Source organism: Enterobacter cloacae complex sp. FDA-CDC-AR_0164 (assembly GCF_003071645.1).
Taxonomy (GTDB): Bacteria; Pseudomonadota; Gammaproteobacteria; order Enterobacterales; family Enterobacteriaceae; genus Enterobacter; species Enterobacter ludwigii.
Genome location: NZ_CP028950.1, coordinates 1,456,168 through 1,469,043, shown reverse-complemented (window position 1 = coordinate 1,469,043; position 12,876 = coordinate 1,456,168). Strand labels below are relative to the sequence as shown.

General features: G+C 53.8%; 10 protein-coding genes. 7 read left to right on the top strand and 3 right to left on the bottom strand.

Annotation, left to right across the window (positions count from 1 at the left end):
- Positions 1-43: 43 nt before the first annotated feature.
- From AM410_RS07150 to ompL, 3 genes are all read left to right on the top strand, one after another.
- Positions 44-1,426: an MFS transporter gene (locus AM410_RS07150; RefSeq protein WP_050737755.1), complete on the top strand. Its 1,383-nt coding sequence runs from the start codon at positions 44-46 to the stop codon at positions 1,424-1,426.
- A 43-nt stretch (positions 1,427-1,469) separates the two neighbouring features.
- Positions 1,470-2,894, top strand: a complete 1,425-nt coding sequence (locus AM410_RS07145) for an MFS transporter (RefSeq protein ID WP_050737756.1) — start codon at positions 1,470-1,472, stop codon at positions 2,892-2,894.
- 74 nt (positions 2,895-2,968) lie between these two features.
- Complete coding sequence (ompL, locus tag AM410_RS07140) at positions 2,969-3,655, top strand: porin OmpL (RefSeq protein ID WP_032680058.1); 687 nt, start codon at positions 2,969-2,971, stop codon at positions 3,653-3,655.
- Positions 3,656-3,738: 83 nt separating this feature from the next.
- On the opposite strand, the gene typA is transcribed toward ompL, so the two are convergent.
- Complete coding sequence (typA, locus tag AM410_RS07135) at positions 3,739-5,562, bottom strand: ribosome-dependent GTPase TypA (RefSeq protein ID WP_014172248.1); 1,824 nt, start codon at positions 5,560-5,562, stop codon at positions 3,739-3,741.
- A gap of 387 nt (positions 5,563-5,949) precedes the next feature.
- Here typA and glnA point away from each other — a divergent pair, with 387 nt between their 5' ends.
- From glnA to AM410_RS07105, 4 genes are all read left to right on the top strand, one after another.
- Complete coding sequence (glnA, locus tag AM410_RS07125; protein ID WP_014172249.1) at positions 5,950-7,359, top strand: glutamate--ammonia ligase; 1,410 nt, start codon at positions 5,950-5,952, stop codon at positions 7,357-7,359.
- Positions 7,360-7,544: 185 nt separating this feature from the next.
- Positions 7,545-8,594, top strand: a complete 1,050-nt coding sequence (gene glnL, locus AM410_RS07115) for a nitrogen regulation protein NR(II) (RefSeq protein WP_014172250.1) — start codon at positions 7,545-7,547, stop codon at positions 8,592-8,594.
- An 11-nt stretch (positions 8,595-8,605) separates the two neighbouring features.
- Positions 8,606-10,018, top strand: a complete 1,413-nt coding sequence (gene glnG, locus AM410_RS07110) for a nitrogen regulation protein NR(I) (RefSeq protein ID WP_020883985.1) — start codon at positions 8,606-8,608, stop codon at positions 10,016-10,018.
- A 110-nt stretch (positions 10,019-10,128) separates the two neighbouring features.
- Positions 10,129-10,239, top strand: a complete 111-nt coding sequence (locus tag AM410_RS07105; protein ID WP_032670298.1) for a YshB family small membrane protein — start codon at positions 10,129-10,131, stop codon at positions 10,237-10,239.
- A gap of 64 nt (positions 10,240-10,303) precedes the next feature.
- On the opposite strand, the gene hemN is transcribed toward AM410_RS07105, so the two are convergent.
- Together hemN and yihI are read right to left on the bottom strand one after the other, a co-directional pair.
- The gene (gene hemN, locus AM410_RS07100) at positions 10,304-11,677 is read right to left on the bottom strand and encodes an oxygen-independent coproporphyrinogen III oxidase (RefSeq protein WP_108647668.1); all 1,374 of its coding nucleotides are present in this window, start codon (positions 11,675-11,677) and stop codon (positions 10,304-10,306) included.
- 188 nt (positions 11,678-11,865) lie between these two features.
- A complete protein-coding gene (gene yihI / locus AM410_RS07090; RefSeq protein ID WP_014172254.1) occupies positions 11,866-12,381 on the bottom strand; it encodes a Der GTPase-activating protein YihI in 516 nt (171 codons plus the stop codon).
- Between the last annotated feature and the right edge of the window lie 495 nt (positions 12,382-12,876).

Sequence of the window (12,876 nt, the reverse complement as noted above, 5' to 3'; positions counted from 1 at the left end):
AGGCTCGCCCGCGGGGAAACCTGCGGGCAGATGGAGAACAATAATGCGTCAACACGCTTCCGATCCGGCAACGCTACGCCTGCCGTTTAAAGAGAAACTCGCCTACGGGATGGGCGATCTCGGCTCTAACATCCTTCTGGATATCGGCACGTTGTATCTGCTGAAGTTCTACACCGACGTTCTTGGCCTGCCTGGTACCTACGGCGGGATCATCTTCCTGATTGCCAAGTTCTTCACCGCCTTCACCGATATGGGCACGGGTATCATACTCGATTCCCGACGCAAGATCGGTCCTAAGGGCAAATTCCGCCCGTTCGTGCTGTATGCGGCGTTCCCGGTGACGTTACTGGCCATCGCAAACTTTGTCGGCACGCCGTTTGAAATCACCGGCAAAACGGTGATGGCGACCGTGCTGTTCATGCTTTACGGCCTGTTCTTCAGCATGATGAACTGCTCCTACGGTGCGATGGTGCCGGCCATTACCAAAAACCCGGACGAGCGCGCTTCGCTGGCCGCCTGGCGTCAGGGCGGCGCCACGCTTGGCCTGCTGCTCTGTACCGTCGGGTTTGTGCCGGTAATGAACCTGATTGAAGGCAATGACCAGCTTGGGTATATCTTTGCCGCGACCCTCTTCTCTCTGTTCGGGCTGTTCTTTATGTGGTGGTGCTATAAGGGCGTGACCGAGCGTTACGTTGAGATGCAGCCCGCCAATCCAGCCCAGAAGCCCGGCCTGCTGCAGTCGTTTCGCGCCATCGCCGGTAACCGACCGCTGTTTATTCTCTGCATCGCCAATCTGTGCACGCTGGGGGCCTTTAACGTCAAGCTCGCCATTCAGGTTTACTACACGCAGTACGTGCTGAACGACCCTATTCTGTTGTCCTACATGGGCTTTTTCAGCATGGGCTGCATTTTTATCGGCGTCTTTATGATGCCCGGCGCGGTGCGTCGCTTCGGCAAGAAAAAGGTCTATATCAGCGGGCTGCTGATTTGGGTGGCAGGCGACCTGCTCAACTACTTCTTTGGCGGTGGTTCGGTGAGCTTTGTGGCGTTCTCCTGTCTGGCCTTCTTCGGCTCAGCCTTTGTGAACAGCCTCAACTGGGCGCTGGTGTCCGATACCGTGGAGTACGGCGAGTGGCGTACCGGCGTGCGATCCGAAGGGACGGTCTATACCGGCTTTACCTTCTTCCGGAAGGTCTCACAGGCGCTGGCCGGCTTCTTCCCCGGCATCATGCTCACGCAAATCGGCTATGTGCCAAACGTGGTGCAATCCGCCGGAACGGTTGAAGGGCTGCGGCAACTGATATTTATCTACCCCAGTCTGCTGGCCGTCATCACCATCGTGGCGATGGGCTGTTTCTACAACCTCAACGAGAAGATGTATGTGCGCATCGTGGAAGAAATTGAACTGCGCAAACGTACAGCATAACTGACTTGAGAGAGCGCCCTGCGGGGCGCTGTGAGGATCGACCATGACACACAAGAGTGATCCGTTAATCCTGAAGCTGAGCCTGCGCGAAAAGTGCGCCTACGGGATGGGCGATTTTGGCTCTAACCTGATGCTCTGTATTGGCACGCTGTATCTGCTGAAGTTTTATACTGATGAACTGGGCATGCCCGCTTTTTATGGCGGCATTATTTTCCTGGTGGCGAAGTTCTTTACCGCATTCACCGACATGCTGACCGGGGTGTTGCTGGATTCGCGGCGTAACATCGGTGCCAGAGGCAAATTCAGGCCGTTTATTCTTTATGCCTCGGTGCCGGTTGCCCTGGTGGCCACGGCGCAGTTTGTGGCCACCGATTTTAGCCTGACGGTGAAAACCGCTATTGCCACCCTGCTCTTCATGATGTTTGGCCTCTGTTATAGCCTGATGAACTGCTCTTACGGCGCGATGGTTCCCGCCATCACTAAAAATCCGAACGAGCGGGCGCAGCTTGCGGCCTGGCGCCAGGGCGGCGCAACGGTTGGTTTATTGCTCTGTACCGTGGGGTTTATGCCAATCCAGGCGCTGTTTGTCAGCCAGCCCTCTCTCGGCTATCTGGTGGCCGCACTGGTGTTCGTCACCGGCGGTCTGTTCTGCATGTGGTGGTGCTACAGCGGTGTGAAAGAGCGCTATGTGGAGGTTACGCCCGATCATCATAAGCCCGGCATCCTGAAATCCTTCTGTGCCATTTTCCGCAACCCGCCGTTGCTGGTGTTGTGTATCGCCAACCTCTGCACCCTCGCTGCGTTTAATATCAAACTGGCGATTCAGGTCTACTACACCCAGTACGTGCTAAACGATCTGCATCTGCTGTCGTGGATGGGTTTTTTCAGTATGGGCTGCATTCTGGTTGGCGTGTTTCTGGTGCCTGGCGCGGTTAAGCGCTTCGGCAAGAAGCCGGTCTACCTTGGCGGGCTGACGCTGTGGGCCGTGGGCGACGTGATGAACTTCCTCTGGGGAACCAGCTCCCTGCTCTTTGTGCTCTTTTCCTGCATGGCCTTTTTCGGTACGGCATTCGTAAACAGCCTCAACTGGGCGCTGGTGCCCGATACCGTGGATTATGGCGAGTGGAAAACAGGCATTCGCGCCGAAGGGTCGGTTTATACCGGTTATACCTTCTCGCGCAAAATCTCCGCCGCCCTCGCCGGTTTCCTGCCGGGCATTATGTTGACGCAGATTGGCTACATTCCACATGCCGTGCAGAGTCCGGGCACGCTACTGGGGCTCCGTCAGCTAATTTTTCTCTGGCCGTGCGGCCTGGCGATCGTTGCCGCGATAACCATGGGACTCTTTTATAAACTCAACGAAGCACGCTTCGCCTTTATTATTGAGGAGATTGGAAAACGGAAAAAACAACCCGCAAAACCCCCTGAGTTAACCACCAACAATAAAGCGTCAGCAGTCACTTTATAACAATAAATCCGGCCCTGATTCCCTTCCTGTGTAACAGGAGGGGGGCCTTTCTGTACCTCATACATGGACTGATTATGAAAAGAATCGTTACTGCACTGGTTGTGTCGTCTGTGTCCTGCTCGGCAGTTGCCAGCGCCTATGTCGAAACGCGCGAAGCCTATAATACGGCCTCTGAACTGCACGAAGTGATCCTGCGTGCCGGCTATAACTTCGATAACGGCGCGGGGCTGATGTTCACTAACGCCTATAACGTGGGCAAATGGGACGAACTTAAGCACAGCTATAACGAAATTGAAGGGTGGTATCCGCTTTTTAAACCGACCGATAAACTCACCTTTCAGCCTGGCGGTTTACTGAATGACAGCAGCGCCGGGTCCGGAGGCGCTATCTATCTGGATACCAATTATAAATTTCTCGACTGGTTTAACCTGACCTTCCGTTATCGCTATAACCACAACAATTACGATACGCCGGACTACAATGGCCAGATGGATAAAAACGACACCCACGAATTCGCTAACTACTGGAATTTCAAGGTCACGGATGCGTTTTTCTATACCTTTGAACCGCATTTTTTCCAGCGCGTGAACGATTACCACAGCAAAAATGGCAAAGACCATCACTGGGAAATCACCCACAAATTTAGCTATAAAATCGATAAAAACTGGCTGCCCTATCTCGAGCTTCAGTGGCTGGACAGATGGAATGATTACAACCGCGAGCAGTACCGTATCCGCCTGGGGTTAAGGTATTCGTTCTGATAATAAAAAAAGCCGCTGATCGCTCAGCGGCTTTTTACGTGCCGGGTGGCGCATGCGCTTACCCGGCCTACGGATTGACCGTATTACTCTTCTTTCGCACCGCGCATTGCACGTTTACGATCGTTCTCGGTCAGGTGACGTTTACGGATACGGATAGACAGTGGGGTCACTTCTACCAGTTCGTCGTCATCGATGAACTCCAGAGCTTGCTCCAGGGTCATCTTGATCGGTGGAACCAGAACCGTTGCTTCGTCAGTACCGGACGCACGCATGTTGGTCAGTTTCTTACCGGTCAGGCAGTTTACAGTCAGGTCGTTAGAACGACTGTGAATACCGATGATCTGGCCTTCATAAACTTCAGCACCGTGACCCAGGAACAGCTTACCGCGATCCTGCAGACCGAACAGCGCAAACGCAACCGCTTTACCCTGACCGTTGGAGATCAGAACGCCGTTGTTACGCTGACCAACTTCACCCGGACGCACGTCGTCGTAGTGGCTGAAGGTGGAGTACAGCAGACCGGTACCGGACGTCATGGTCATGAACTCTGAACGGAAACCGATCAGACCACGGCTTGGGATCACGTAGTCGAGACGTACGCGGCCTTTGCCATCTGGATTCATGTTTTTCAGGTCGCCTTTACGCTCACCCAGAGCCTGCATAACAGAACCCTGATGCTGCTCTTCAACGTCCAGCGTTACGTTCTCGAACGGCTCTTGTTTACGGCCGTCGATTTCGCGGAAGATAACTTTCGGACGGGAAACCGCCATTTCGAAACCTTCACGACGCATGTTTTCGATCAGAACAGACAGGTGCAGCTCACCACGACCAGAAACGCGGAATGCGTCAGCATCCTGAGTTTCTTCAACGCGCAGCGCAACGTTGTGCACCAGCTCTTTGTTCAGGCGGTCAAGGATCTGACGAGAGGTAACGAATTTACCTTCTTTGCCACAGAACGGAGAGGTGTTGACGTTGAAGAACATGGTTACCGTTGGTTCATCAACGGACAGGGCTGGCAGCGCTTCCACATTCTGCGGGTCGCAGATGGTGTCAGAGATGTTCAGCTCGCCCAGACCGGTAATCGCGATGATGTCGCCCGCTTCAGCCAGTTCGCTGTCGATACGCTCCAGACCCAGGTGAGTCAGCACTTTGCCCACTTTACCGTTACGGGTTTTGCCTTCGCTATCGATGATAGTAACCTGCTGGTTCGGCTTCACTTTACCGCGTTTGATGCGGCCGATACCGATAACGCCAACGTAGTTGTTGTAGTCCAGCTGGGAGATCTGCATCTGCAGCGGACCATCAAGATCAACATCCGGAGCCGGTACGTGATCGACAATCGCCTGATACAGCGGAGTCATGTCTTCCGCCATATTTTCGTGATCCAGACCCGCGATACCATTCAGCGCCGAAGCGTAAATGATAGGGAAGTCCAGCTGCTCGTCGGTCGCGTCGAGGTTAACGAACAGGTCGAACACCTGATCAACAACCCAGTCAGGACGCGCGCCCGGACGGTCAACCTTGTTGATAACAACAATAGGTTTCAGGCCATGGGCAAATGCTTTTTTGGTCACGAAGCGCGTTTGCGGCATTGGGCCGTCAAATGCGTCAACCACCAGCAGCACGGAATCCACCATGGACATCACGCGCTCAACTTCACCACCGAAGTCGGCGTGCCCTGGGGTATCAACGATGTTGATACGGTAGTCATTCCATTTGATAGCGGTGTTTTTCGCGAGGATAGTAATCCCACGCTCTTTCTCCAAATCGTTGGAGTCCATCACACGCTCTTGAGTTTCGGCACGAGCATCAAACGTACCGGACTGCTGCAGCAGCTTATCAACCAGGGTGGTTTTACCATGGTCGACGTGCGCGATGATGGCGATGTTACGCAAATTTTCGATCACAACTTTGCCTCAGGCATTAGAAATAGCGCGTTATTGTACACGGATTAATCGCACTACAAAACAGGATCACAAACATCCCCCGCAAACAAGTATTGCAGAGATGCTTTGTGATCGCTTTCACGGAGCGTAAAAAGGGCACTTTAACGAAAATTGCACCAATATGGTGCTCAGTGTTCACACTGAAGCACTATACTGGTGCAACATAACCATTGTGGTGCAGCACTTTTGCACTATGGTGCGCATGATAACGCCTTTTTGGGGTGTTTTAAAAGTTGGCACAGATTTCGCTTTATAAAAATACGGCAAAAAAATGGCACACAGCCAGCCCAAGACAGAAATTGAAGACCTCGTTACCACGACGACAATGACCAATCTGGAGAGTTAAGTATGTCCGCTGAACACGTTTTGACGATGCTGAACGAACATGAAGTGAAGTTTGTTGATCTGCGCTTCACCGATACCAAAGGTAAAGAACAGCACGTCACTATTCCTGCTCATCAGGTAAACGCCGAATTCTTTGAAGAAGGCAAAATGTTTGACGGCTCCTCCATTGGCGGCTGGAAAGGTATCAACGAATCTGACATGGTTCTGATGCCTGACGCTTCCACTGCGGTCATTGATCCGTTCTTCGAAGAACCAACCCTGATCATCCGTTGCGACATCCTCGAGCCAGGCACACTGCAGGGCTACGACCGCGACCCACGCTCCATCGCGAAACGCGCTGAAGAGTACCTGCGTTCAACCGGTATCGCAGACACCGTACTGTTCGGGCCAGAGCCAGAATTCTTCCTGTTTGATGACATCCGTTTCGGTGCCTCTATTTCTGGCTCCCACGTTGCCATCGACGATATCGAAGGTGCATGGAACTCCTCCACCAAATACGAAGGTGGTAACAAAGGTCACCGTCCTGGCGTTAAAGGCGGTTACTTCCCGGTTCCTCCGGTCGACTCCGCTCAGGACATCCGTTCCACCATGTGTCTGGTTATGGAAGAGATGGGCCTGGTGGTTGAAGCTCACCACCACGAAGTGGCGACTGCGGGTCAGAACGAAGTGGCAACCCGCTTCAACACCATGACCAAAAAAGCAGACGAAATTCAGATCTACAAATACGTTGTGCACAACGTTGCGCACCGTTTCGGTAAAACCGCGACCTTCATGCCAAAACCAATGTTTGGCGATAACGGTTCCGGTATGCACTGCCACATGTCTCTGTCCAAGAACGGAACCAACCTGTTCTCTGGCGACAAATATGCCGGTCTGTCTGAGCAGGCTCTGTATTACATTGGCGGCGTAATCAAACACGCTAAAGCGATCAACGCCCTGGCGAACCCAACCACTAACTCCTACAAGCGTCTGGTCCCAGGCTACGAAGCACCGGTAATGCTGGCGTACTCTGCGCGTAACCGTTCTGCTTCTATCCGTATCCCTGTGGTAGCGTCTCCTAAAGCGCGTCGTATCGAAGTTCGCTTCCCGGATCCAGCTGCTAACCCATACCTGTGCTTCGCAGCACTGCTGATGGCGGGTCTGGACGGTATCAAGAACAAGATCCACCCAGGCGAAGCCATGGACAAAAACCTGTACGACCTGCCGCCAGAAGAAGCGAAAGAGATCCCACAGGTTGCAGGCTCTCTGGAAGAAGCCCTGCAGGCGCTGGACGCAGACCGCGAGTTCCTGACTGCGGGTGGCGTGTTCACTGACGACGCTATCGATGCTTACATCGCCCTGCGTACTGAAGAGAACGACCGTGTGCGTATGACGCCACACCCGGTTGAGTTCGAACTGTACTACAGCGTTTAAGTTTCAATGAGTTTCGCGCGCCCTTTTACGCGCGATCTCACAAGCTTTTATTTGTTGCCGTGGAAACTTTCAGCCCATCTCCGGATGGGCTTTTTTCTCCACCAACAAACTGATTTCACGCGCTTTTTACGACGAAAAAGCTATACTGCACTAAATTAGTGCAACCAACTCCAGGAGACTGCTGAATGGCAACTGGCACGCTGCCCGATGCTGGGCAGATCCTCAATTCTTTAATTAACAGTATTTTGCTGGTCGACGACGAGCTGGCCGTACATTACGCCAACCCGGCGGCGCAGCAGCTGCTCGCCCAGAGCTCACGCAAACTGTTTGGCACCCCGCTTCCGGAATTATTGAGCTATTTCTCGCTGAATATTGGCCTGATGCAGGAAAGTCTGCAGGCCGGTCAGGGCTTTACCGATAACGAAGTCACGCTGGTGATCGACGGGCGCTCACATATTTTATCGCTTACCGCACAACGGCTTCCAGAAGGGCTGATCCTGCTTGAAATGGCGCCGATGGATAATCAGCGCCGCCTGAGCCAGGAACAACTTCAGCATGCTCAGCAAATTGCCGCCCGTGACCTGGTGCGAGGCCTGGCGCATGAAATCAAGAACCCGCTGGGTGGCTTACGCGGTGCGGCACAACTCCTGACCAAAGCGCTGCCCGACCCTGCGCTGGCGGAGTACACCAACGTCATTATTGAGCAGGCAGACCGCCTGCGTAACCTGGTTGACCGTCTGCTCGGGCCACAACAGCCCGGCATGCATGTCTCAGAAAGTATTCATAAAGTAGCTGAGCGGGTTGTGAAACTCGTCTCGATGGAGCTGCCGGAGAACGTCACGCTGGTCCGTGACTACGACCCAAGCCTGCCGGAACTGGCGCACGACCCGGATCAGATTGAGCAGGTCTTGCTGAATATTGTGCGTAATGCCCTGCAGGCGCTGGGGCCGGAAGGGGGCGAAATTATTTTGCGCACCCGCACCGCGTTCCAGCTCACACTGCACGGCGTGCGCTATCGTCTGGCTGCTCGCATCGACGTTGAGGACAACGGGCCGGGTATTCCGTCGCATCTTCAGGACACCCTGTTCTACCCGATGGTCAGCGGTCGCGAAGGCGGTACCGGCCTGGGGTTATCCATTGCCCGTAGTTTGATCGATCAACACTCTGGAAAAATTGAATTTACCAGTTGGCCGGGACATACCGAGTTTTCGGTTTTCCTGCCGATTAAAAAATAAAGGTGACGTTTATGCAACGAGGGATAGTCTGGGTAGTCGATGACGATAGCTCCATCCGTTGGGTGCTTGAACGCGCGCTCACAGGGGCAGGATTAAGCTGCACGACGTTTGAGAGCGGCAGCGAAGTGCTCGACGCACTCACCACCAAAACGCCGGATGTGCTGCTTTCGGATATTCGCATGCCGGGAATGGACGGGCTGGCGCTTTTAAAGCAGATCAAACAACGCCATCCTATGCTTCCGGTCATCATAATGACGGCGCATTCCGATCTGGACGCCGCGGTGAGCGCCTATCAGCAAGGGGCGTTCGATTACCTGCCCAAACCGTTTGATATCGACGAAGCGGTCGCCCTGGTTGAGCGCGCGATCAGCCACTACCAGGAGCAGCAGCAGCCTCGTCACACGCCTGACTTCGGGCCCACGACGGACATCATTGGCGAAGCGCCAGCCATGCAGGATGTGTTTCGTATCATTGGCCGTCTGTCACGCTCGTCCATCAGCGTACTGATTAACGGTGAATCGGGAACCGGTAAAGAGCTGGTAGCGCATGCCTTACATCGCCACAGCCCGCGGGCAAAAGCACCGTTTATCGCTCTAAATATGGCCGCCATCCCAAAGGATTTAATTGAATCCGAACTGTTTGGCCATGAGAAAGGGGCTTTTACCGGCGCGAATACCATTCGCCAGGGTCGCTTCGAACAGGCTGACGGTGGAACACTCTTCCTGGATGAAATCGGCGATATGCCGCTGGATGTCCAGACCCGTTTGCTGCGCGTGTTGGCCGACGGACAGTTTTATCGCGTAGGTGGCTATGCGCCGGTGAAGGTCGATGTACGCATTATTGCCGCGACGCACCAGAATCTGGAGCAGCGCGTCCAGGAAGGTAAATTCCGTGAGGATTTATTCCATCGCCTGAACGTGATCCGCGTTCATTTGCCACCGCTACGTGAACGCCGTGAAGATATTCCCCGCCTGGCGCGCCATTTTCTGCAGGTCGCTGCCCGCGAGCTGGGCGTGGAAGCCAAGCAGCTGCACCCGGAAACCGATGCCGCCCTCACCCGCCTGGCATGGCCGGGCAACGTGCGTCAGCTGGAAAACACCTGTCGCTGGTTGACCGTAATGGCCGCCGGACAGGAAGTCCTGATTCAGGATTTACCGGCTGAACTGTTTGAAGCGACTGCGCCAGAAAGCAGCACCGGACATGCATTGCCGGACAGCTGGGCGACGCTGCTGGCACAGTGGGCCGATCGCGCGCTGCGTTCCGGTCATCAAAACTTGCTGTCTGAAGCCCAGCCCGAGATGGAGCGCACGCTGTTGACCACCGCACTCCGCCATACACAGGGCCATAAGCAGGAAGCGGCACGCCTGCTGGGATGGGGACGTAATACCCTGACGCGTAAGCTGAAAGAGCTGGGCATGGAGTGATCTTTACCCTTGTGTAAAGGTTATTAATTGAGAGCAAATTGCTGCTATTTTGCGCTTTACTGTATCAATGATTTTTGTATGATCGTGCCCGGAAAGTGAGGGTAATCATCATGCTGGAAACATTAGTGAATATGCTCTCAAGTGGAGCAGCTGAAAGCCACACGCCACAAACAGCCGTTGCTGCTGTGCTGTGCGCGGCGCTGGTTGGGCTGTTTAGCTAGAGAGTCGCTAACAAAAAAGCCGGGTAGCGGCTTCGCCTTACCCGGCCAAATATGTTGGCACGTCTTAAATGACGCGTGAGAACTGCTGCAGACGCGCTTTCTGACGCAGATAGGCGTCGAAGCACATGCAGATATTACGAATCAACAGGCGCCCTTTGGGTGTCACGTCAATTGCACGTTCTGAAACATCCACCAGCCCATCTTTTGCCAGAGGCGCTAACAGCTTCAGGTCATCAGCAAAGTAATCGCTGAAATGCAGATCCCATTGCGCTTCCACCTCGCTGAAATCAAGACGGAAGTTACAGATGAGCGCCTTAATCACGTCACGACGGATGCAGTCATCGCGCGTTAACGCGATACCGCGCCACAGCGCGTTGCCCGCGTCATCTACCTGCTGATAGTAAAGCTTCAGCTCTTTCTGGTTCTGCGCGTAGCAGTCACCGATCATGCTGATGGCGGAGACGCCCATCCCCAGCAAATCGGTGTCGCCCTGGGTGGTGTAGCCCTGGAAATTTCGATGCAGTACGCCTTCGCGCTGGGCAATAGCCAGCTCGTCATCCGGACGAGCAAAGTGATCCATGCCGATGAACTGATAACCGGCTTCGGTCAGCGAGGCGATGGTTTCCTGCAGAATATCCAGCTTCTGTTGGGCAGAAGGCAGGTCGGCATCTTTGATTTTGCGCTGAGCGGCAAACAGCGTCGGCAGATGCGCATAGTTAAAGACGCTCAGGCGGTCCGGGTTGAGTTCGGCCACGCGTTTCAGCGTGAAGGCGAAGCTCTCCGGCGTTTGCTTAGGCAGGCCGTAAATCAGGTCGATATTGGTCGACGTAAAGCCGATATCGCGGGCGTGGTTGAGTAAGGCAAAGATAAACTCCTCATCCTGCTCACGGTTCACCAGCCGCTGCACCTCTTTGTTGAAGTCCTGCACGCCCATGCTCAGGCGATTGAAACCTTCAGCGCGTAAGTGATCCAGTACATCCAGCTCAATTTCGCGCGGATCGACCTCGATCGAGATTTCAGCATCGTCGTTAAAACGGAAGTTGTTGCGCAGGAGCGTCATTAAACGGCTGATCTGCGCTTTATTCAGATACGTTGGCGTCCCCCCACCCCAGTGAAGCTGGCTGACGTGACGGCCGGCAAACAGTGGGGCACGGTGCAGAATTTCCTGCTCCAGCGCATCCAGATACTGATCGGCTTTATGTTGCTGACGGGTAACGATTTTATTGCAGCCGCAGAAGTAGCAGAGCTTGTGGCAGAACGGAATATGGACATAGAGCGACAGCGGACGCTCATGGTAGCGTGCGACAGCCTGCTGAAACGCCGCTTCGCCGAAACTATCGGAGAACTCCAGCGCGGTGGGGTATGACGTATAACGCGGCCCGGAATAGTTATATTTCTGGATTAGGGCCAAATCCCAGTCGATAGTTGGTACAGACATGCTCACTCCTTCCGTTGGTGTCGCGTTCGCATACGGCGGCCCGTTCTGGCCCCATCGCGGGCCATCACTCGGGTGCGCAGCCACTTCTGTCGCCGCGACAACCGCCGTAGTTTAACGAATAACCACACCAGATAACATATAACCGGAAGGGTTATTAGCAGGACTATCGTCCCTGCCGGATGCAAATGTTAGTTTCCACCCTTCAGAAGACGCATCATATCTTCCTGCTTTTCGTCTTCTTCTTCGTCTTCGTCATCGTCGTAAGACAGACCCAGCTTCTGCATCAGCTCATCAATGCGGTCCAGTTTGGCATCAACCCATGACTGCTCTTCGGCGGTCAGGGTTTCACCCTCTTCAAGACGTTCCAGCAGCGCGTCCAGGCGCTCATCGTTCTCCAGCAAATCCAGCTCAGCCTGCGGTGAAAGCATAGGTTTCTCGCTCTTTGGTTTGTGCTGCTTAGTGACCGGGGTGTCTGTCACGCCCAGTGGAACAGGTGTTTTACTGCCAATACGTGGGTCTTTCTGCTGCTTGTTTTTCGCAGAAGCGCCAGAAGCATCACCACCGTTTGCACGGCTACCCGCAGCATGACCGCGATGTTTTTTATCGCGTTTGCGATCGCGCGATTCCTGGTTCAGTTCTTCGCGCGTTTTGCGGTGTGCTTTTGCAGGGCGTTTAGCGCCCGCAGCGGAGGTCGGTTTTTTCATGATGTTTTATCTTTAAGTCGTTTTCTTCAGTATAGAATTGCGGCGAAATCTAGCAGAAAGCAAGCAAAGAAAAAAGGCGACAGAGCAATCTGTCGCCTTTTTTCCTGACTCACAACCCTTAACGGGTCAGACATTCCGTGTTTGCCAACAACAAACCCTGTTTATCCCTTGGCTAATACCGTCCATGATACGGTTCCGTTTCCTGTTAAAACGCCTCCAGGCGTTGGTCATCCTGACAATCCTGCGTCTTCGCCTCCTGGCGCTCCTGACCCTAATCCTTAAGTCTGTTTCCTGTTGGCTTCCTCGCCCTGACGCACACTTTACCCTGTTCAGTTAAACTGACAAGCAACGAAACGGCACAAAAACGGATTTTCAGATAATTACCCGAGAATAAGCTTATGATTTAAAACAATTTGGCTTTTTTAACGCCTGCGAATTCTCTGAAATCTCCCATAGTATTCATAGCCAATCTCTCACAACCGCCAGGGTTTTAAC

Bases quoted from the DNA above. Each gene is read 5' to 3' on its own strand.
- AM410_RS07150 (WP_050737755.1), top strand. From the start codon at position 44: ATGCGTCAACACGCTTCCGATCCGGCAACGCTACGCCTGCCGTTTAAA.
- AM410_RS07145 (WP_050737756.1), top strand. From the start codon at position 1,470: ATGACACACAAGAGTGATCCGTTAATCCTGAAGCTGAGCCTGCGCGAA.
- ompL (WP_032680058.1), top strand. From the start codon at position 2,969: ATGAAAAGAATCGTTACTGCACTGGTTGTGTCGTCTGTGTCCTGCTCG.
- glnA (WP_014172249.1), top strand. From the start codon at position 5,950: ATGTCCGCTGAACACGTTTTGACGATGCTGAACGAACATGAAGTGAAG.
- glnL (WP_014172250.1), top strand. From the start codon at position 7,545: ATGGCAACTGGCACGCTGCCCGATGCTGGGCAGATCCTCAATTCTTTA.
- glnG (WP_020883985.1), top strand. From the start codon at position 8,606: ATGCAACGAGGGATAGTCTGGGTAGTCGATGACGATAGCTCCATCCGT.
- AM410_RS07105 (WP_032670298.1), top strand. From the start codon at position 10,129: ATGCTGGAAACATTAGTGAATATGCTCTCAAGTGGAGCAGCTGAAAGC.
- hemN (WP_108647668.1), bottom strand. From the start codon at position 11,677: ATGTCTGTACCAACTATCGACTGGGATTTGGCCCTAATCCAGAAATAT.
- yihI (WP_014172254.1), bottom strand. From the start codon at position 12,381: ATGAAAAAACCGACCTCCGCTGCGGGCGCTAAACGCCCTGCAAAAGCA.